Genomic DNA, 21,726 nt, shown 5'->3' with positions numbered 1-21,726 from the left:
TTCCTCTTAACTCGGATTCGCTGGAAGAAAAGAGTGGTAGATTCTAGGTCGTAGTAATGGTATCCATTCATTGACCAGCTTCTCGTACCTTTCCCAAGGCCATGATCGTTTCCCGCCTCGCCGGTTGAGCCACTTAAACAGGGTGCGCTCAACTTCCTTGTGGAACTTGCCGATACATCGACTATTGAACGTGATCCCATAATAGCTATAGTGACCTCGTAGCTTAGAGTTCAGTAGTACGATCAATTCTTTTAGCGGCCTGTGTCGATTTTGCCTAATCCAGTCTCTAATCTTTGAAAGGGACAGGGTGAACTTAGTCTTACTCGTCTTACGCTTCAATACCAGGTAGCCTTTACGGCTCTTACCAAGATAATGCGTGAATCCAAGAAAGTCAAATGATCTCTGTCCTTCACCTCGGTTGTTGTCTAGATTAATTATCTGAGTTTTGGTAGGGTGCAATTCAAGATTGAATTTCTTGAATCGCTTCGGTAGAACCCGCATCACTCGGGATACATCTCCCGCTTCTTCAAATCCCAGCACAAAATCATCGGCATATCGTACGATAAAGCTTCTCCCTTTCAGTCGTGGCTGTATCTCTTCTGAAAACCACGCATCCAGTACGTAATGAAGGTAGATATTGCTCAGCAATGGAGATATTACTCCTCCTTGGGGCGTACCTTCTTTCGGATAGCTAAGCTGTCCTTCTTCCAGTATTCCTGCCTTCAGCCATTTATCTATCATCTTACGTACCACTCCATCTTTCACCCGTAGATCAAGAAATTCCCGAAGCTGGCCATGGTTAATGCTCCCAAAATAGTTCTTAATATCCGCATCTATTATATAGTGCATCCCTTCAAAACTTACTTTGTTAAACATGTATTCCACTGCCTGATGTGCAGAATACCCTTTCCTGAAACCAAATGAAAATGGCTTGAAGTCCACCTCATATATAGGCTCAAGTATCCGTCGCACACTCTCTTGTAGTACCTTGTCCTCAATGGTAGGTATACCCAGCGGACGCTGGCCTCCTTTCCCCTTCGGAATGTACACCCTGCGTATCGGGGGTGCCTTATATGTACCACTTTTGAATCTACTCAGCAGCTCAGGTATCCGCATCGAACGCTCCTCGTTATAGCTTGCCCAATCTTGTTGATCAACTCCAGGACTACTGACCCGGTTGAGTCTGAGTAAACTATCTTCGAGCGTCCTGGCATCAATGAACTGATGTAGGTTCGTCAGGGCCTGCCCCTGATGCTTCCTTGCTCTTTCTGCTATCTGTGTTAATTCTGTTGACATTCTTTTTACCAAATCTGGTTTAGTTAATGTTTCCTTTACACAGTCCCGATTCAAGGCTACACTCCTTCCCTATTCACCGGCTTTCATGGGACTGATTTCCCGGCTTTATGCAGTACTATGAGGTAGCTAAGACTGCCTTCGTCCATTTCCTTGCCTTCGGTTTCCCTCGGCTCAGATACCACTACGTCAATGTCTTCTTCCTTAACGTAACTGACGGTGACATTGAATACCGTCAGCTCCTGGACCATTCCGTTAGGATGCCCATTCCTTACTCGTGTGGAGACGGGAGGCTCTCCCGTGTTCCCATGTATCCCTATTCTGCATTTGATCAGGTCCAAGATCCCGACCGGACAGTAACAATCTCGCCATTTCGATTGCACCATATAGCTCCAGGTGGGCTAATGCCTAAAGCTCCGGTTTTATATAATCTTGCGAGACTAATTCCTCACCTTTTGCAGTCGCTGTCTACGCTTCATGCAAGCATCTCTACTTACTATGCAAGACTCGCTTCTGATGGGGGGCTAACCCTTATCAGACAGGATTGGTTACCTGCAGAGATACGAAGAGGTGTTTCGTTCTCACTCATTTTAATACGCTGAGTGAAAGTCCTCACCTCATGGACTTGCACGGCGCAATAGCCCGCTTTATTCCCCACGTCAATCTAGTATGATGCATCATATGCAGCGCATTAATTGCATAATTTCCAAAATTGGGCATATTCCATCGCCCAAATTTGGACGACGTTTGACTTTTGATTCATACATTATCCTCGGGACAGAGCCCTCCCACAGCCAAGGCGGGGAATGTTGTATATACCAACATTCGATCTCGCCCTTGGCGAGATTTTGCTCAGTCATACTGAACTTTCTGTCTCGGCTCAGCCGTGAATTCGGTCATGTTAATAATTCCTTGAAATAGAATACTATTCCTGAAGCTATATGTCTATAGTTTTTTAAATGCAATTCATGCTTGCTCGCCCGAAACAGGGATGTTTCGGTTCCTTCATCAGAGCTAGATTGACTTCCTTAGGTCTCGGGTGAGCCGAGACTGCATTCACTCATATCTGCACCTGTCTAACTGCTATAAAAAGAATAATCAACGCCAGGTAGGTAAATCAAAAGCCATGAATTTTCCGGGGTAAAATGGTGTCATTCGAAATGCGTGGATGCTTAATCAAGATAGCCCATCGTCCTCTGTATTTTCCAAACATCCATGTCTGAACAACAAAACTCAATCCGTTTTTAACCGCTACGCGTCGCTATATATTTATATTTTAAAACCGTCTGAAAACCAGTGGTTTTTAAAAATCAGGGATAGCAACTCATTTTTCTGCAACTTCCAGAAAATTTAACAGTTTTGATATGACCTTCTTGCACATTCATTCATGAATTATTTATAAACCATTATATAATACACTTAAATTTAATAACTAAACAAGCCATCATGTATATTTTTGATTATCAATACTTTATAATGTTATTAGAATTAAAAGTAATACCAACGGAAGACTGAAAAAGTATCCGTGAATATTATTTATTGTGGATGTAATTTCTGTATATTTACAATCGACAAGTTTAATAATCCCCCTATTGACATGGAATGTGAACCTAATAACAATTTTGACATCTTCCAGCTTGTCCGTCAATTCGAAGAAATGATTCAATCCGGGATCGATATCTACCTGGAAGAACATCAACTTCAGAAATTGATGGATTATTATGTGGATGAGCATGAATATGCGAATGCAGGTAAAGTAGCTCGTGAAGCCGTCAGACAATACCCTTACAATCTCAATTTCCGAGTTCAGCAAATCGAGCTTTATTATCAGTTGCGTGAATTGGATCATGCACTAAATGGTGTGGAAGGTGCGTTGTTGATTGCACCTTTTGATTTTGAGGTTCAGTTGCTTAAAGTACGCATACTGATCGCGCAGAAAGAAATCAATGAAGCCATGACCATCCTCGAGACGCTCAAGAACGGAGCCGACAATGAAGAATTCAGCCAAATTTATTTTCTGGAAGGACTCGTTCATGAGGCGCTGGAGGACTACGAAGAGATGTTTGAGTCACTGCGATTCTCTTTGCTGTGTTATCCCGTTAATGAAAAATCTCTTCGCAAGATATGGGTCGCTGCTGAAATGATCAACGCATTTGATGAATCCATTGTGCTACACAATAAAATCATCAATGAAGAACCTTATTCTTACCTGGCGTGGTACAATCTTGGTCAGGCTTATTCCTGCGTCGGAGATTACGAAAAGGCTCTGAATGCTTATGAATACGCATATCTCATTGAGCCAGATTTTGAGTTGGGGTATCAGGATCGGGGTGATTTACTGTTTGAACTGGGACGGTACGCAGAAGCACTGGAATGCTACAAAGAATGGTACGAACTCACAGGGCCGGACGCAGAGCTTATGATACTTATTGCGCATTGCCATCTAAAATTGAACAATTTTGACAAAGCCCGGCGCATTTTCAAAAAAGCTAAACGACTCGACCCGTACAACGACGAAGTTTATTATTTGATCGGTCGGTGCCATTACGAAAAAGAGGAATACCTCAGTGCCATCCACCAATATCAAAAGGCTCTTCGACTTGAAAATCTCCGCGAAGAATATTATGCGGCCATGGGGTCAGCTTATTGCCGACTGGGTGAATTCACCAAATCTCATTATTACTATCAAAAGGCTGAAGAAGTCGGTCCGGAACAAACCTACATTTGGAAAAAACATGGTCTTTTCTTATACTCCATTGGAGAGCATGAAGAAGCATTCAATGTACTGAATGAAGGCATTGACAATACCATGGATACGGAACTCATGTATTGCAAAGCAGCTTTACTGGTCAAGTCCGATCGCATCGAAGAAGCCATGTATACACTGGAGGAGGCTCTGGTAGAACGGTATGATGGCCAGGAAACTTTTCATCAGATCCTGCATGGTATAGACTTGGACCACAACATCCAATCGTTGCTCAGGTTTTTTGCGCCCCAAAGCGGATGAGAATAATGGTTAATGGTTAATGGTTAATGGTTAATGGTTAATGAAGGAATTTATTCATGATGTACATTGGTAGCCCAAAGCTATTCTAAACCATCTCAACCGTCTAAACTTCATAAACCTTCTTATAAATCAAAGATCTTAACTTTATAGTATCGGCTCTTATCCTGACAGTCCTTCTATTATTAGCTGGTTGCCATTCTTCCTTCAATCAACCTTCTCGAACAAACCGGTCCTCTGTAATCACGGACTCTTATGGCGCGGTGGTGCGGATGGACACTACTAAGCCAAATATCTACCTGATATTTTCCGGGCATGATCACAATGAGGGTCGGTTAAAAGTGCTGCATACCCTGTCCGATAAAAATGTCCCGGCTTCTTTTTTTTTTCACGGGAGACTTCTACCGAAACCCAGAAAATAAGTCTTTTATTGAGTCATTAATGAACGGAGATCATTATTTGGGAGCCCATTCTGATAAGCATTTATTGTATGCAGACTGGTCTCAACGGGATTCCACATTGGTAGACCGGGATGCGTTCACCCATGATCTTCGGGCGAATTACCACTCCATGCAAGCGCAAGGCATCCAGCAGTCGGAAGCCACCGTATTTCTCCCACCTTACGAATGGTACAACCACGACATTGTTCGCTGGACAGCGGATATGGACCTGACTTTGATCAATCTTACACCGGGTATCGGCACAGCCCGGGATTATACCTGGCCCGAAATGGGAAATCGTTACACTTCTTCAAAAACGGTCTTCGAAGACCTGATGAACTATGAAAAAAAACATACATTAAACGGAGCAATTATTCTTGTACATCTGGGCACCGACCCCCGACGTAAAGACAAGTTTTACGATCATTTAGGGCCATTGATCGACACCCTGACCAAGATCGGTTATTCATTTCAGGCATTTCATCATTGATAATCTTATCATCGTACCATGGTACTCTCTTATCGGTTACTTTATGCCACGGTGGGGTACTCCGTTTGAGGTTTGGGCATCTTTTACACTGGATATGCCCAAATGATGTGAGCATGTCACTACCGAGGTATTAAAAAAACCAGACACTTTCGCAACAACTCAACCATCTAAGTCCACAAACCAAGAGAAAACAGATTCAACAGATACCGTAGTTTTGCCAATTCTTTGTGATCAGAGTGCCGTACCCAAGAGACTCAAATGATGCCATACACCTATCCAGGGTCTTTCAACCCCGGCGGTTCCCCGCTTTCCCGGTGGTACTATGACCTTTATTCCCTCCGGTATTATTATGGTACAATCAAGAGATATAATTCTTCTCAACTTCTAAACCTTCTACACGTCCCGCCGGTAGGTTTCGCTTCCGGTCACATTCATCGGAACGTAAAATAAATCACCGGTCAAGGGATAGACATCCAATTTACTTTCAGAAAGTTCCTTCCGGGCTGTGGTGATAAACAATCGATCTTGATTTTTCCCACCAAAAATATTAGCGGATACCTGCGGTGCGGCCACCTCGACCCGATCGACGACTTCCCCTTTTTCGGGATCGACACAGACCACACCATATCCATTCCAGAGCGACACCCAAAGTCGGCCCTCTGCATCCATCGACATACCATCGGGGTGTCCTTCTTCCACGGGAATTTCTATGACATTCCGAACAAATTCCCAGGTGATGGTATCTGAATCAAACCGAAATTCCCTGATCAACTGCGTGGGAGTATCAATATAGTAGTACGTCGTTCCATCAGAACTGCACCGAATTCCGTTGGATATGGACGTTTCATCCAGCATGGTGTGCCAGTTTTGATCGGCATCCAATAGATAAAGTTTTCCCAGTTTGGGTTTTTCACTAAGGGCCATGGTGCCGATCCACAGGTTGCCATGGATATCACAAAATCCATCGTTGGTCCGTACATGTGGATCATAATCGGGCATTTCTATCCATTTTTTGAGATTCTTTGATTCGGGATTCCAAAGGTAGAAAGCGTCCGGCAGGCATAAAATCAAATCATCTCCTTCTTTTGTCAAAAAGATATTGGATACATAATCCGGTGTCTGGAATGATTGATGATCCATTCCGTCTTCGTTTGACCAATGAACCGCATTGCCTAGAATATCCACCCAAAAGATCTGTTCCCTTTGATCATCCCATATCGGGCCTTCGCCCAGTGCACACTGTGAAGAGACTTTGCTCTGAGCAGTCAAAGATGAAAAGGATTTGGCATTTGTCATAGTCTTACATTTTTGATCAAAATAAGAAGATCCCGTTACATTCCCAATCTTCCGTAGTTAATTGACTTAAAAAGTGTAAAAATGAGACTTCCAGAATAGGGGACCTACTACCAAAGTCCGGAATTGTCCCATTACCGCGAGGCATTTTTTACTATCTTTGAACAACAAGCGATTATAAATTCAGACCATGAAAACTTTAACTTTAGACGAATTCATTATCGAACGGGAAAAGCAATTCCCTTACTCCACGGGCGAATTCTCTCAATTACTGAACTCCATAAAACTGGCGGCAAAAATTGTCAATCACGAAATCAACCGCGCCGGACTGGTGGACATTTTAGGCAAAGCCGGAGACACCAATGTACAGGGGGAAGATCAGAAGAAACTGGATGTGTTTGCCAATGAAACGTTTAAACAAGCCCTTGTTTCCAGAGACATTGTTTGCGGTATTCTTTCAGAAGAAGATGAAGACTTCATTCCGGTTACCGGACTGGATGGTGGCAACAAGAATAATTATATCCTCTCCATGGATCCGCTGGACGGATCCTCCAATATCGATGTCAGTGTTTCTGTGGGGACCATATTTTCCATCCACCGGCGTATTTCACCGATCGGATCACCCGTCAACAAAACTGACTTTTTGCAGCCCGGGAACCAACAAGTAGCTGCCGGATATATTATTTACGGGACCTCTACCATGATGGTTCTCACAATGGGAAACGGAGTGAACGGATTTACTTTGAATCCTGCTATTGGAACTTTCTATTTATCCAATCCAGGCATGACCTTTCCCGAGACCGGAACGACCTATTCGGTTAACGAAGGATATTACCGGGATTTTCCTCGCGGAATCAAGGACTATATAAAGTATTGCCAAAGAGAAGAAGGTGATCGCCCTTATACCAGCCGATATATCGGCTCTTTGGTCTCTGATTTTCACCGTAATCTGATCCAGGGTGGCATCTATCTCTACCCGGAAAGCACAAAATACAAACAGGGTAAACTCCGGCTCCAATACGAAGCCAACCCCATTGCTTTTCTCACTGAACAAGCGAAGGGTAAAGCAACCGACGGATCACGCCGAATCCTCGATATTCAGCCTGATGAACTTCACCAGCGTATTCCATTTATTTGCGGAAGTCCCCGCATGGTGGAGAAGGTGGAGGAATTTTTAGGAAGAACTTAGTTTTTAGTGCTTAGTTGTAATAATGATAGATTTATCATTGACTCCCAAACCAAGATTTAAACATCCTATGAACGCTTTTTTGCATCACTCGACTAAATCCTAAGTACAAAGAACTATAAACTAAATTGGATCCACATTCACGATCATTCGAAAATTGCTAAATCCGGGCCGACTTTTCACCTCTCGGATGAAATGGTTCAACCGCTTTCTGAAAAAAGTACCTTCCTTCCGGTTTCGGTGAAGCTTGACAAACACATCCAGCAGATAGTAATGATTAATATAGCTCACCAGGGGTTCCACAGGAACGCTGACCCGGTCTCCAAAACTGGCTTGTAAATAATGATACAGTTCATAAGCAACCTGCGTGTTCTTTTTGCGATTTTTATTTCGGAAAGTCACTTTCACCATCCGGTAATAAGGCGCAAACCGAAAAACCTTTCGCTCTTCTAATTCCTGCTGATAAAACCCCCGGTCATCTCCACTCATCAAACTCTGTATGACAGGATGATCCGGATTGTAGGTCTGTATCAAGACCTGACCTTTTTCTTTTTTCCGACCCGACCGGCCACTGACCTGACGAAGCATCTGTAGCGCATTTTCAGCGGAACGAAAATCAGGAAAAGAAAACAATTGGTCAGCCCGGGGTACCACGACGAGACCCACATTTTCAAAATCCAGGCCTTTCGCAATCATTTGAGTGCCAACCAGAATCTGTGTTTCATTATTAGAAAACCGGGTCAGGATCCGTTCCAACCGTTTCCGGCCGGAAGCGGTATCATAATCCATTCGGTCGATGGTGGCATCAGGCAAAAGAGACTGAAGATGCTCCTCGAGCTTTTCAGTTCCCATACCATACATTTTCATACTCCAAAAATGACAGGAAGGACATTCCTTCGGTACTGGTTTTTCCTTGCGGCAATAATGACATTGTAGTTTTTCTGAAAATTTATGATAGGTCATGCTTACATCACACGAATCACACTGAACCACATGTCCACAATGATCACACAAAAAAACCGGAGCAAAGCCCCGTCTGTTCTGAAAAACCATGACTTGCCGGCCCGCATCCAGCATCTGATGGATGGCTTGTAATAATTGGGGAGAAAAACCGATTTCTGCCTGTTCTTCACTCATCTGCACCTGTCGCATATCCACAATCTGGATTTCGGGCATTTCCATTAAGCCAAAACGTTCCTTCATCATTACATGACCGTACTTTCCTTCCTGAACATTTACCAGCGATTCCAGGGAAGGCGTTGCAGATCCGAGAATAACCCGGGCGTCAGACAGAAGTGCCAGGTATACGGCACTGTCCCGGCCATGATAGCGGGGTGCAGGATTCAGTTGTTTATAGGAACGGTCATGTTCTTCATCGACTATTATCAATCCCAGATTTTGAAAAGGAAGCAACAAGGCAGATCGGGTACCAATGACCAACGGCGCACCGAATCGTACACTGTGATAAGCTTCCATCCGGCTTTTCTCAGACACCCGGCTGTGATAAACGATCACATCCGATTCAAAAATAGCTTCCAATCTATGAATGATGTGCGTAGTCAATGCGATCTCCGGAATCATAAACAAGATTTGCTGTCCTGCTTCTTTGACCCGGCGTATCCATTCCAGGTAGAGCCTGGTCTTCCCACTTCCTGTCACTCCCTCCAAGAGAACCACGGGTGTGGACTCAAACGCTTGCTCCATCTCTGCCAGGGCTTTCTTTTGAAAATCTACCAGCGGGGGCAGCATTCCTTTCCGAAAAATCAACTCACCAAGAAAATTTTTTTTGATTTTTGTTTCCAGTAGAATGCCTTTTTTTATCAAGGCGCGGATCGTGGCATGGTCGGTATCCGATTTGGTCATCACTTCATACCGAGAAATAGGCGGTTTCTTTTCCCGTCGAAGCGTAGTAAAAGCCAGGACTGCTCTGGTTTGCTTCTTGGACCGGCTGACTTGCTCCATCACTGCTTTCTGATTATCCCGGTATTCCGCTGCCCACATCAACGTTTTTACAGTTTCATGCGTGTTTTTACGAAGGGCTTTTTCCTTGACATCAACCATTCCCGCATCGATCAGCTCATTGACATTTTTATTAATGCTTTTCTTTTGAAGGATTTCCTGAATATCTCCCCAGGTCAATTCATTTTGGATGGACAAGGCATCGGAGATGAGAAATGCATCATCCTCCAGGTCCATCTCATCATAATCATGATCCACATTAAGCTGCAATACAGTCTCACTGTCTATTTTTAGCGGAGCCGGAAGCGCCGCATTCATTACGTCCCCCAGAAAAGAACAATAATATTCGGCCATCCATTTCCAAAACCGGTAATGAATCTCTCGAATGACGGGTTCATCATCGAGAATATCACGGATCATTTTTAGTTGGTCGCCTGTGCCAGATTCTATCCCCACGATTAATCCGGTGTAAAGCTTTTTCCGACCAAACTGAACTTCCACTCTTTTACCAAATACCGCCTCTTCCTCCATATCCGGTGGGATCAAGTAAGTGTAGGTCCCTGGAACGGGCAACGGCAAAAGAATTTCAGCTTTCATAGTGATCTCTGTCTATTCCGCTAAGTTATTGAAAATAATTGGTCCCAAAAGAACAGAGTACTGCCTGAACTAATGGAGCTTAAAAGATATTTTCACACAGACGCACCAACAAGTCACGGAGGGACACAAAGAGAGTAAAATTGAATGTATAGTCTCTACGCAAGTCTCTCTCGTTAATGATACAAACTATGATATTACTTAGTGGTTCTCCCACACTGTAGTTTGCAAGCTGTAAAAATCTTACTGATTCTCCGTGACCCCCCCCAGTGAGTCTCCGTGAAACTCCTCTGTGAATCTCCATGAAACTCCTCTGTGGATCTTCGTGAAACTCTTTTTGTAAAAACTCTGCATGACTACCCATCCAATCTATCAGCTGCTATCCGAAATGTATTGGCATGTGCTTCCACAATATCGGGCAGGCGATGTGAATAGCCACCTCCCATGGCAATGACAATCGGTATTTGACGGTCATATGCATAATTGATGACCATTTCATCCCGTCGGTAACATCCTCGTCTGGTCAAGCTGAGCCGTCCAAGTTTATCTGAATCTAGAACATCCACGCCGCTGATATAGAAGATGAGGTCGGGATCAATCCGGTGCTTCAGATGATCCAAAACCTTTTGGAGCTCCTCCAGGTAAGCAGTATCTTGTGTACCATCTTCCAGCTCTACATCCCAATCTGAAGTCTCTTTGTGCATCGGGTAATTCCGTTCTCCATGAATCGATAATGTAAACACCCGGTCTTCCTTTTCCAACAACTTAGCTGTCCCATTCCCTTGATGAACATCCAAATCTATGATCAAAATTTTGCTGTTCGGTTCTTTTTGCAATAATAGATTGGAAGCCAGGGCCACATCATTGAAAATGCAAAATCCTTCCCCCTTGTCAGCATAGGCGTGATGGGTTCCCCCGGCCACATTCATCGCTATTCCATATTCGCGGGCCCAACCAACGCATTCCCAGGTCCCTTGTACGATGTGTACCTCCCGTTCTACCAATTCCGTACTCATGGGAAAACCAATTTTTCGGATTTCTTTGGCTGTTAATTTCTGGTTCAATACTTTATCGACATATTCTGATGTATGTGTGGTCAGCAGGTCTTTGTAACTCATTTCCCCCGGTTCAAATAATTGATCCGGGGTAATCGTTCCTTCATAAACTAACTGCTCCGGAATCAACTCATACTTCTCCATCGGGAATCGATGGCGGGCGGGAAGGTCATACTTGTAAATAGGTGAAAAAGCGATTTTTAGCATAAGCGCGCAAAATACAAAATAGTTAAAAGTCAATCAAGTCCAACCTAATTTGTGGGTTCACTGCAAATACTATTGCAAATTCATCGATTTTCTTCGTCAGATTTCCCGGTATAGCGCAGACAATACCACTGCTCTCCGCCCAGAAGATCTTTGACTTTCTTCAGCATTGTATGCAGGAGCATCAGCTAAAAAAATTACGGGTTCAGACATGTCCGGCAATACGAGTCGCTAAATCACTGAATTCTTCCTCGGTCAGATTTATCCGGGGTTTACTGAATTCCATATCATAAATGCTGTCGATCGGAATTAAGTGAACATGCGCATGGGGAACTTCCAACCCAACTACGGTTATTCCAATCCGTTTGCAATCCACCTCCTTCTCAATAGCTGTGGCCACTTTTTTTGAAAATGCCATCAAGTCGCCCAGTAAATCATCCGGAAGGTCAAATAGATAGTCAATTTCTTCTTTGGGAATGACCAACGTGTGGCCGATCGCAACCGGATTAATATCCAAAAAAGCATAAAACCGATCATCTTCAGCGATTTTATAGGATGGAATCTCACCTTGAACTATCTTCGTGAATAGGGTACTCATAGCTGTCTCATTTAATTATCATATATCTTTTTCGTCGTTGATCATTCCACTCATTCGACCATTCGACCATCGCACACCTACTTGATATATATCTTTTCAATCTTAAACTTAATGTCCCCACCAGGCGTTTTGATCTCTGCGATATCCCCTTCTTTTTTACCCAACAGCCCTTTACCAATCGGTGAAGTCACAGATATTTTTCTAGATTTTAAATCCGCTTCTGATTCGCCAACCAGGGTATACTCTATACTCTTGTTGATTTTCATATTTGTGAGTTTGACGGTCGTCAGGATATTGACTTTGTCCGTCGATATCTGTGAAGCATCTACGATTCGTGCAGACGCTATACGGCTCTCCATCTCACTTATTTTCATTTCGAGCATACCTTGCGCATCTTTGGCCGCATCATATTCTGCGTTTTCTGACAAATCTCCTTTATCACGGGCTTCTGCAATGGCTTCCGCAGCTTCACGTCGGCCTCGGGATTTGAGATCCTGAAGCTCAGCTTTGATTTTATCATATCCTTCCTGTGTCAAATAAATCGTACTCATTTCATTATATTTTTTTATAAACAGATAAACCTCTTACTCGTTTGCCGCATCTCTTATCGGCAAACAAATAGAGGTCTGATATTATTAATTTAATATGTCAATGCAAAAATAGCGATTTTTATTATAACCGCAATGTCAAAGTTAGATTGTGTGTTCCGTTCCAGGGATGCGTAGTGCGGTAGGCGTAGTCTATACCAAGTTTTTTCTCCACTTCCCGACCCAGGGGCATATAAATCCCCATCCCGACACTCAACCCTTCATATACACTCTGAGCGGAACTTCCGGTCGCGGTATTGCCTACCTGGACTTTATATCCACCTCGGACATACAGTAAGTCCCGATAGCTGTATTCCATACCAGCTCCTACTTCATCCCGCGAAAATGAATGCGAGGTAAAATTTCCCACCAACGATAGCCGGTGAATGGTTTGCATATAAAAATCGTATGACAAGCCGATGTTAAGAAGCGATGGCAGTTCAAAGCTGGCTGCCCGCTGGTCATAAGTTAGTTCATAGGTAGGACTACCCGTCGGATTGTCACTGCGAGTTGCCAGTCCTTCACCGCCAAATCGCATCGGGGTTCCGATGTTCCGGATGGACACACCAAACTTAAAATTGTCCTGTGGTCCGTTCACATATTGCACCCCGGCATCCAACGCTACGCCCATTGCAGACAAATCTGAAATGGATTGGGAGATCAACCGCAAAGCAAAACCCACCGAAATCTTATTTTCATACGTGTATGCATACCCCACACCCAGATTGAAAAAATTAGGTGAATAGGTCGCCCCGATCCCCTCTGGCTGATCTACGGTTGTAATATCAATTTCTCCAAAATCCATTGCCACCAAAGACAAAGCCAATACACTGTTTTTTCCAACTCGCTGTCCTACACCCAGGGCATTAATATTAATATCCGTGCCCTGAAGATACCGGGTATGTCCCAATGCCACATCCGTGCCCTGTATACCTGATAATCCTGCCACATTAAGACGCATCGACTCAATTCCCCTGATCATGGAAGTCGCTATATTGTTCATCCCTGCACTCTTGGCCCAGGGAATCAGCAACAGTTCACCGGCACCTGCTTCACCCTGCCGGTCCGGATTACCAGCGGATCCATGGGTGGAGAGTGTAAAAACCAATATCAGCGCAGCCACTCCTTTTTTTATCCATAAAAAACCAGACCGGTTTGTACATGACCGTATGGAATAAAGAGGGTTGATTATACCCAACATCATGGACATATAGATATACTTGGAATTTGTCAATGTATGACGGCTGGTTTCAAAAACGCTGACAGGTTCCTTCTGTGCCTTTAAAGAAGAGTGTATCAAAAGCCATATTTTTTTTACTAAATCCATATTCTATCAAACGCTGTCAGGTTACTATACTGCTTAATATTATCATCCGAAGTATCACTTCTATTGTTCTTACTACAACCCACTGGGGTCAAATTTTCGATTCACACCAAACCATTTAATAGTACGTTCACCCAATTCATACGCATTTACATGGATGATATACAGCCCACTGGCAATGGGAATGCCTTTGCTGTTCTTCAGATCCCACTCCAAATCCGGTGAAACCTGTTTGTACCGGGTTCCCGGATTGATTCGGCCACTATTACTTAGCGGGGTTTCATCCCGCTTGTATTGGCGAATAAACTTCCCGTCCAGACTGTAAATCGTAACGATACACCGGGGCGGAAGATTCGTAATCTTCACCGTATTGGTAAACTGGGAGGTCTCATACCCAGAATAAGCCAGGTATGGATTGGGCACGGCCTGAATATCTCGCAAAGTAGAATCTGCTTGAGCCTCCACCAGATCCTTGGCTGCCAGATTGTTTAGATCAAAGCGGTATGCCGGATGTCCCTGATTCGTTCCGGTTCCTTCGGCCACCCCGTATGGATTGGTTACCCGAAGTTCTATGGTCACCGGATCCGGGATCAATCCATCAGCGTAAGACAACAGCGTACCATTGGTGAATGGGATACCGGTCCAGGTCACTTCGGTGATCGATGAAAATTTTGTGGTAAAGCTCCCGCCCGGGACAAAGCGCTTCCGGAATACTTTGCAGCTATCGTAGGGGGTTTTCGTTACATACACAAAGTGCTGACCGAAGGTCTTGAACAAAGAAATATCTCCGGGGCTACCGGAATACAGCAGTTCTTCATCCGGATTCCACATCATATCCCCACCAATTTCACCCGTGCTTTCAAGAATATTTTCGTTTGCTGAGCTGTATACCGAGTTTTCACCAAAGAAGATATTGAGCCGTTCACCGGTTTCCACATCAATAGCATATCCCGGGAACCACCCCATGCCAATGCCATCTCCATCCGGATCCGGACGGCCATCCCCATCCATATCCTCTTTACCCACCGAGGGCGAACCTCTCAACTCAAAGTTTTTGGAATCTCCCAGTGTGTTATATACGCCACCAAAATCGGGTGAATAATGCAATGGATTCGCAGTTTCCACTACCACGCAACGAGACCATTTTGACTTATCCGGGGTAAGGATGATATCGACATTGTTCAGATCACCCATAGACATCGCTCGACGGGCGATATTCATCGATCCGGTCTTGTTTCGCCAGGCTGGTGAGATAAATGGATCATCACCAAAGCGATAATCAGCCAGATAAAATGGAATAATACCCTGAAAATCTTTACTAAATATCTGAGTGGGATCCAACTCAAAGTCGACCTCGTTGAGTTCATTCTGGACAAAGGTCAAAAAGGGGGCCACGCCGGTTTGCACAAACCGCAACCAAGGATTGTTTCCGTTCTCATATTTCAGACTAGACCCCAAGGATCCACGATCTTCCAGACCAATGGTTCCCGGTTCATCCACATCTCCGATCAGGATGGAAAACCCATATTGACCGATGATTTGTTCGTTCAGTGATGCAATAGTTTGATCGGACAGAACCACTTCATCGGGGTCATCCAGATTAATTAATTCCCATCGTGCATCCGTGTCGAGTTCATCATCCGACAGATCACTATCTATGAACCGAAGCATAAACGAACCATCAACCACTTCAAGCGGATTGTAGATCACCACTTCGATCGGTGCTGCGCCAGGTTCATACACGATCTCTCCGGAAAATGATTCATTCATGATGGCCTGACGTGTTTCGGGGGTCATTACCAGATAATTTGATCCGGTACCTTTCCCGTCGAGCCGGGTGACCTGGACGCCCTGACCATAATCGGTATAGGTTTCGGAATAGGTGATGGGCCGTGGCAGGCCTGTATAAACTTTCACATTCCGACGTCCTTCCAAATAAGGTTTGCGCTGACCGGTCACACTTTTATAATCGAATTCTTCAAAATTATTGTATGCATAGGCGACCGTCATAAAATAATACTTTTTATGATTGACCAATTCGCGGTCATTCCGGGCAAATTGGTCTTCGGTCACCTGGAAGGTATGGCGGATGCCTTTATTGGTCCCGATGACTTCCACTTTGGGTTCATATATCAATTCACCACTGGCTGTCGGGTGCGGGATCGGATTCCAATTGACGATCTGACTAATGTCATTTTTGATATCAGTCTGAAAAATTAACCGTGCTTTGGCTGGATTATCTAGTTCGGCAGGTGATACATCTTCTGCAGCCAACTGGTAAATTTTATAGCCTTCAAAGGTATAACTTTTGTCCTCTTCCGGCAAATCGGTTGGCGCACGTAAATCGATTTCTGTATACTGCTCTTTATAATTGTTGGAATGAAGATCATTGGACAGGATCAAAATCAACTCCCGGTCCAGCTCTACGATATCCATATCTGGTGCATCCGGACCATCCGTAATGTCAAAACAATTGTCAAACAATGCCTGTGCCGTTTCATCAGCAAGCAAAAGCGGTTCAATACTCGGACAAGGATAATCGGCGATATCCGGCACCCATACGACACCGATAATCAATTCATTTACGGCACCCGGATCGAGACGAAATGGCCCCGAGGCCTGGATAGTCCGACGATCACCAAAGTTCAGGTTTGCAGAACACATCGACCAGCCGGAAGGATCGTTGGGTGGTTCGGTAAAAGCATATTTGATCGGATCACCACCAATATCATATCCGCTTCCACCAAAGGTAAAAGGGGTTCCATCCTTCCAGGATCCACTCATATACCGGTAGTATTCCACAGCTACCTCAGGATCTGTCTGCGCATCCGGCCATTCACCGACCCCACCATTATTGTAATAGGTAAACGAAGACATTCCGATCTCTTCAAAATTCTCATCCAACGGACCTCTAAAATAATCAATGCCCAACATGGGAACATGCTCACAATACGTATTGATATCATTGCATTCACACCCGGTGATTCCATCGATGGCATCCTCATTGTACACATACGCCAGACTCCGGGCCGTATCGGACCCGATGTAATCATCCTGAGGACAGCCTAGGTCTGGATCCACCCACATCGCAAAGTAGGTACTGTCAATGCTCTGAGTAGCGCGGTTGATCAACTTATACCGCTGAAACGTCATATTGTTGATTTCATCGTTGGTCGCATAGGCAAAAGCCTGCACCTGGACTTCCATTTGAATGGGGTTCCCCTGGGTTTGGGTGTGGATGGATCCCGCATCATTATAGATCCAGAATATCATTTCATCGGGATACTGTGGAACGGGACAGCCCCGGATTTCGATGATGGGATAATCGCCGTCCAGCGGATCATAAGCAAAATCATTGTTTCGGTCAAAAAAGGCCGCCAGCCCTTGTGTCGTGTTGGGCAGATCGAACCCGTGTATTCGTTTGAAGTGGGGATTCCCCCGGGCCGGCCACCCCAATACATCTTCCGGAATGTCTTTGGTTTTTAGTTTTTCTCCTTTTTCTTGAGCTATTTCAAAATCCCGGATAAACAACCGGATATTGTCACCCAGGACCCGGAAATGCCGGTCCCAATCTGCACAGGTTTCCCGGTCGACAGTTCCGGTTCTGGGTTCCAGCGGTCCCGGCCAAAAATCGTTTTTATTGGCATCACGGTATTGTTGCGCGGCTAATTTCAAATTACCAACCGGATCATACCCGCCCAGCCAGACCGCTCCAGCAAATATCGAAGAGACCTCCGGCAATCCGGACCCCGGTTCTACATTGGGCACGATGTATTTTCCGTCGGTCAGATCCCACCATACATCCCCACCACCGAGGAGGCGTGCCCGTACATTATTGATGCTCATATCAATCTCAGACCGCGCAGGAGCACAATCCGCCCGGTAGCTAAACTCAATGTTTCTTTTCTTATTCGATTTTGAAGGTTTTTCTTTTAACCAATCGGGACGATGCGTGTGGCCTTCCGGAACCAGGTAAAGGAAAAAAAACAAAAATGATACTATGACAAAAAATTGTTGCTTCATCATCAAAAATTTATGCGACAACTCAAGAAAATACGACGCGGCGCATAAAAGATGTCCGGATTACGAACCATCCAGTGATAGGCGTCTGTGTACGCATCCACGTTTCGGCCAGCCTCCGTCACCAATTCACCGGCATTCGCAATATTGGCCAAACTCGCTTCGCCGTCCTGGGACTGCAAATAACCACTGTCATAGGGCGATCCCGTTACAGGATAGACACCTCGTGGATTCGCCGTATTCAGTAAATTAAGTACCCGAAGTGACAAATTAACAAACAATGGATTTTCTTTTAAACTGGTTGGAATCGCAAAGGTCTTATCCACACGCATATCCAGCGTATAGGTCCATGGCTTCCGCGCACCGTTAAAAGAGCCGGCAAACCCTGTTCCTCCAAAAGGCGTAGCTCGTATCCGCTGGGTATAAGGACGACCAGATACCACAAACCCCTGAAGGTTTACACCTGTATTTGCTAGTATATCCAAATCAAAAAGACGCGGGCCATTGTATGCCCGGCCACCCCCGTAGCGGTAATCCAGGGTCATTTTGAGCGCATGACGTTCATCCCGGTCAATGGGTGATAGAGTTCTAATGTTACCACGGGTCGTCAATCCACCCTGCGAATTGGCATCCGATCCTGTTCCATTGGCTATCTGTAAGGTATAATTAGCCTGCATGGACAAATTTTGGCTTTGTCTTAAATGATATTCCAGCGACAATCCTTTGATGGTGGCGAAGTCAAGGTTCCCGTACGTGGTATAGGTCCCGATCGGCGAAGGTAAATACAGATAAGTCTGCTGCTGGATCATATCGCGCAGTTCTTTATAAAAAGCATTGATTTTGACCGCGGAGAGTGGTGTGAGCAATTGTTGAAACCCGACTTCATAATTGATGGTCTTTTCCGGCTTTAGATTCGCATTGTTGATCGGATTTCCCGCACCGTAATTACGGTCTTCAAAATAATACCAACTCAATGGCGAGGTAAAGCTGTTGCTCGGTGGGCGCTGCACCAACACATCATAGTTGGCAAAGAAGTTGGATTTTTCGGAGATCGGAAACGACACCGCAAACCGGGGCATCCAGCTTAGAGTGGGTTCATATTCTTTGAAACTTTTATCCGGATCAAACTGATCGGATTTGATATCATTTACATTTTCTTCGTAGTACTGAGGGTATACGATTTCCCCGCCAAAAATAACATTCCCGTCATTAGCCGGCGTTCCATTGGGAAAATACCACTGATCACCATCCCGGTACGCTTTAACCTTGGTGGAATTCGGTCGCTCGACATATACCTTGAAATCATCACCGATCGTTCCGGGTCGTTCCCCTTCATTTCTTGCATAAAAGTCACTCGCAGTCATGATCGGATACAGTGACAGTGGATCCCGCAATACCATGGTATTAGCATCGTAATAATCTACCCGCAGTCCCAGTCGAAAAATAATGTCTTTATAGGAAAATTTGTCTTGAATGTAGGCTGCGCCATAGATGGGTTCGAAAGCCGGGTTCAGAAAAGTACGGTTCCCGGCTGCATCTCGTCCGGTAAAGAAATCGTTGAAATGAACACCCGAAGTTTCATTCCCCAGGTAATCATACCCGTTGTACCCCACCAAACCATTGTCATTAAGCTCCAGGGGCGAAAACAAAGACAAATCAAGATCATCCGGATTCATGGCATCTACATTGATGTAGTCATCCAGTGGAGTACCCGTCCGTTCCCGGATCGCTTTATAGAACTTTGCGCCGGGCAAATCCACCGTCAACCGGGCAAACTCATCGTACAATCCAGGTTCCAGCCGCCCCTGAAACTGTCCGATAATCTGCGTAGTGTCTACACCAATGATGTGTCGATTCGCTTGTTGTCGGGCTAACAACCACAAGTTTCTGGGCGCCACCGTCCACGATCGGGATGTTCTTTTTTCATAGTTAAATCCGATCTCGATGGCATGTCGTCCTTTGTCTGAGCCCCCGGGGAATAGATCAAACCGGAGGCTTGCATTTACATTTTGCTTGTCCAGCTTACTTTTAGAATATCGGTTGTACACACTACCCACATTATTAATAAACCCCCAGGGTGTGGTATAATTGGAGGATAAAAAGCCATTATAAGCTACGTAGTTATCAAAATCGGTTTGATCCACATGATTGTTGTAATTACCCAAAACTGGATTGCGGGCAGACGGTGTAAAAGGACGCTCCAGCACCCGAAGATACCCGGCGTGGGCCACGCCGTCATTGCCTTGGGAATATTCAGATTCGCCTTCCACTGGAATCCAGCTAAAATCAAAATTCCCCACATGGCCGTAGTCGAAAAACCGATCCTGGTGCCGATAGTCCTGGCTTAGGCTTTGATCATGCTCTACGGACCCATTTACGATAAGCGTGGCATTTCGTATGAAGCCGTTTTTCTGGGTATTCTGTAGAAAACGGTGTCTGTACCTGGCGTTCACCCGGTAATTATTTCCTGTACCCACTGGATTATTCATATAATTCATCACTGCAAATGACCGACTTGGAGCAGTTCGACTGTAGGAATCTCCATAATTCCCGGACAGCGTCATATCAATCTGACTGGTCAACCGGGCATCCAATTTACCCGTAAAACTAAAGTTTTGTCGATTTTCATTGGAATTGGCAGAAACAAAATGAACATCCTCATCATGTAAAAACTCTGCTCTGGAAAACAGTGTCTGTCTGAATTGTCGCAGAGGGTCTGCTTCTATTTCCTGGAGGATAGAGGGTTTGACCTCTACATTGGGGAGAATACCTGGATTGCCGTCTTGTACATCAATATATCTTCCAGCCAGTCGGAATCCCAAAACAGAACGCCCTGTTTCCTTATTCTTCCAGATCGGACCACTGGCATTTAGATTCAGTTCATTCGTTCCGAAAGCGTCCAGATACTGTGATGTTTCTGCCTCTGCACCCAGTTGGAATTCCTGGGAAGGTCCCTTTGTGGTGATTGAGATGATCCCCCCGGTCACATCCCCATACCGCGCTTCCACCCCACCGGTAATCACTTGCAGCTGATCGATCTCAGACTGAGGAACCAGATTGGCGCTTACGCGGATACCATCTACATAGTAGTCAGTTGCATTGGAGCGGGAACCACGGATGGCCACAGATTCTCCACTGAAAGAAGAGACTCCGGAGGCGGTAGCAGCCAATGAATTAATGTTTTTCATGGGAAGATTCCGTATTTGCTCTCCTGTCACAATACCCCCCGTTGTCGTATTATCCTGTTCCACCAACGGTACTTTGTACTCTACGATAACCACTTGATCAAGGACCGTCCCACTGGAAATTTCGATATCCACCCGGGTATTTTTACCGGCCAGCAATACAACACCTTCGATGGTTTTGGGTTGATACCCGACATAACTCGCATTGACATCGTAGGTCCCCGGATCTAAATTGGATATCGAATAATTCCCGTTATCGTCGGTTTCTGTCCCTGTTACAAGTACTCCATTCTTGAAGATAGCCACTGTCCCATATATGATCGGTGTTCCGTCGCTCTGATCCACAACTTTTCCTTCGATGGATGTCTGTGCATCCACTATAAAACCTATGAAGATGAATAAAAAGACCAGTAAATATCGCATCTATATTTTGACGTATTTCATAAACAATGAGTGGACATTCATTCCTATCGGCATGCTAAATATATTAATTC

The 21,726-nt window shown here is 44.8% G+C and carries 12 protein-coding genes; 3 read left to right on the top strand and 9 right to left on the bottom strand.

Annotated features, from left to right (window positions below; all coding sequences use genetic code 11):
- Window positions 1–6: 6 nt before the first annotated feature.
- Window positions 7–1,296, bottom strand: a complete 1,290-nt coding sequence (gene ltrA / locus KUV50_RS00320) for a group II intron reverse transcriptase/maturase (RefSeq protein WP_222578079.1) — start codon at window positions 1,294–1,296, stop codon at window positions 7–9.
- A 1,594-nt stretch (window positions 1,297–2,890) separates the two neighbouring features.
- On the opposite strand from ltrA, the gene KUV50_RS00315 reads away from it, so the two are divergent.
- Window positions 2,891–4,300: a tetratricopeptide repeat protein gene (locus KUV50_RS00315; RefSeq protein ID WP_222578078.1), complete on the top strand. Its 1,410-nt coding sequence runs from the start codon at window positions 2,891–2,893 to the stop codon at window positions 4,298–4,300.
- A gap of 438 nt (window positions 4,301–4,738) precedes the next feature.
- The gene (locus tag KUV50_RS00310) at window positions 4,739–5,227 is read left to right on the top strand and encodes a hypothetical protein (RefSeq protein WP_222578077.1); all 489 of its coding nucleotides are present in this window, start codon (window positions 4,739–4,741) and stop codon (window positions 5,225–5,227) included.
- Between the two features lie 393 nt (window positions 5,228–5,620).
- On the opposite strand, the gene KUV50_RS00305 is transcribed toward KUV50_RS00310, so the two are convergent.
- Window positions 5,621–6,523: an SMP-30/gluconolactonase/LRE family protein gene (locus KUV50_RS00305; protein WP_222578076.1), complete on the bottom strand. Its 903-nt coding sequence runs from the start codon at window positions 6,521–6,523 to the stop codon at window positions 5,621–5,623.
- A gap of 187 nt (window positions 6,524–6,710) precedes the next feature.
- Between KUV50_RS00305 and fbp the strand changes: the two genes are divergently transcribed.
- Window positions 6,711–7,709, top strand: a complete 999-nt coding sequence (fbp, locus tag KUV50_RS00300) for a class 1 fructose-bisphosphatase (protein ID WP_222578075.1) — start codon at window positions 6,711–6,713, stop codon at window positions 7,707–7,709.
- Between the two features lie 120 nt (window positions 7,710–7,829).
- On the opposite strand, the gene priA is transcribed toward fbp, so the two are convergent.
- The 7 genes from priA to KUV50_RS00265 all read right to left on the bottom strand — a co-directional run bounded on the left by priA (window position 7,830) and on the right by KUV50_RS00265 (window position 21,655).
- Window positions 7,830–10,262, bottom strand: a complete 2,433-nt coding sequence (gene priA, locus KUV50_RS00295; protein WP_222578074.1) for a primosomal protein N' — start codon at window positions 10,260–10,262, stop codon at window positions 7,830–7,832.
- A gap of 353 nt (window positions 10,263–10,615) precedes the next feature.
- The gene (locus KUV50_RS00290) at window positions 10,616–11,521 is read right to left on the bottom strand and encodes a histone deacetylase (protein WP_222578073.1); all 906 of its coding nucleotides are present in this window, start codon (window positions 11,519–11,521) and stop codon (window positions 10,616–10,618) included.
- Between the two features lie 202 nt (window positions 11,522–11,723).
- The gene (locus KUV50_RS00285; RefSeq protein ID WP_222578072.1) at window positions 11,724–12,116 is read right to left on the bottom strand and encodes an HIT family protein; all 393 of its coding nucleotides are present in this window, start codon (window positions 12,114–12,116) and stop codon (window positions 11,724–11,726) included.
- Window positions 12,117–12,193: 77 nt separating this feature from the next.
- Entirely contained in the window at window positions 12,194–12,667 is a 474-nt protein-coding gene (gene greA, locus KUV50_RS00280; RefSeq protein WP_222578071.1) for a transcription elongation factor GreA, read from the bottom strand.
- A 121-nt stretch (window positions 12,668–12,788) separates the two neighbouring features.
- Entirely contained in the window at window positions 12,789–14,003 is a 1,215-nt protein-coding gene (locus KUV50_RS00275) for a PorV/PorQ family protein (protein WP_261394942.1), read from the bottom strand.
- A gap of 99 nt (window positions 14,004–14,102) precedes the next feature.
- Window positions 14,103–18,050, bottom strand: coding sequence for a hypothetical protein (locus KUV50_RS00270; RefSeq protein WP_222578070.1), 3,948 nt, complete (start codon window positions 18,048–18,050; stop codon window positions 14,103–14,105).
- Between the two features lie 2 nt (window positions 18,051–18,052).
- On the bottom strand, window positions 18,053–21,655 hold the full coding sequence (locus KUV50_RS00265) for a TonB-dependent receptor (protein WP_222578069.1): 3,603 nt from the start codon (window positions 21,653–21,655) through the stop codon (window positions 18,053–18,055).
- Window positions 21,656–21,726 lie beyond the last annotated feature (71 nt).

The sequence above is a fragment of the Membranihabitans marinus genome (assembly GCF_019802045.1).
Taxonomy (GTDB): domain Bacteria; phylum Bacteroidota; class Bacteroidia; order Chitinophagales; family Saprospiraceae; genus Membranihabitans; species Membranihabitans marinus_A.
Note: the sequence above shows the minus strand (reverse complement) of the source record. Positions and strands in the feature narration are given on the sequence as shown.

Excerpts from the sequence above, each read along its gene's own strand:
- KUV50_RS00315 (WP_222578078.1), top strand. The coding sequence starts at position 2,891 with ATGGAATGTGAACCTAATAACAATTTTGACATCTTCCAGCTTGTCCGT.
- priA (WP_222578074.1), bottom strand. The coding sequence starts at position 10,262 with ATGAAAGCTGAAATTCTTTTGCCGTTGCCCGTTCCAGGGACCTACACT.
- greA (WP_222578071.1), bottom strand. The coding sequence starts at position 12,667 with ATGAGTACGATTTATTTGACACAGGAAGGATATGATAAAATCAAAGCT.
- KUV50_RS00305 (WP_222578076.1), bottom strand. The coding sequence starts at position 6,523 with ATGACAAATGCCAAATCCTTTTCATCTTTGACTGCTCAGAGCAAAGTC.
- fbp (WP_222578075.1), top strand. The coding sequence starts at position 6,711 with ATGAAAACTTTAACTTTAGACGAATTCATTATCGAACGGGAAAAGCAA.
- KUV50_RS00265 (WP_222578069.1), bottom strand. The coding sequence starts at position 21,655 with ATGCGATATTTACTGGTCTTTTTATTCATCTTCATAGGTTTTATAGTG.
- KUV50_RS00270 (WP_222578070.1), bottom strand. The coding sequence starts at position 18,050 with ATGAAGCAACAATTTTTTGTCATAGTATCATTTTTGTTTTTTTTCCTT.
- KUV50_RS00310 (WP_222578077.1), top strand. The coding sequence starts at position 4,739 with ATGAACGGAGATCATTATTTGGGAGCCCATTCTGATAAGCATTTATTG.
- KUV50_RS00285 (WP_222578072.1), bottom strand. The coding sequence starts at position 12,116 with ATGAGTACCCTATTCACGAAGATAGTTCAAGGTGAGATTCCATCCTAT.
- KUV50_RS00290 (WP_222578073.1), bottom strand. The coding sequence starts at position 11,521 with ATGCTAAAAATCGCTTTTTCACCTATTTACAAGTATGACCTTCCCGCC.
- ltrA (WP_222578079.1), bottom strand. The coding sequence starts at position 1,296 with ATGTCAACAGAATTAACACAGATAGCAGAAAGAGCAAGGAAGCATCAG.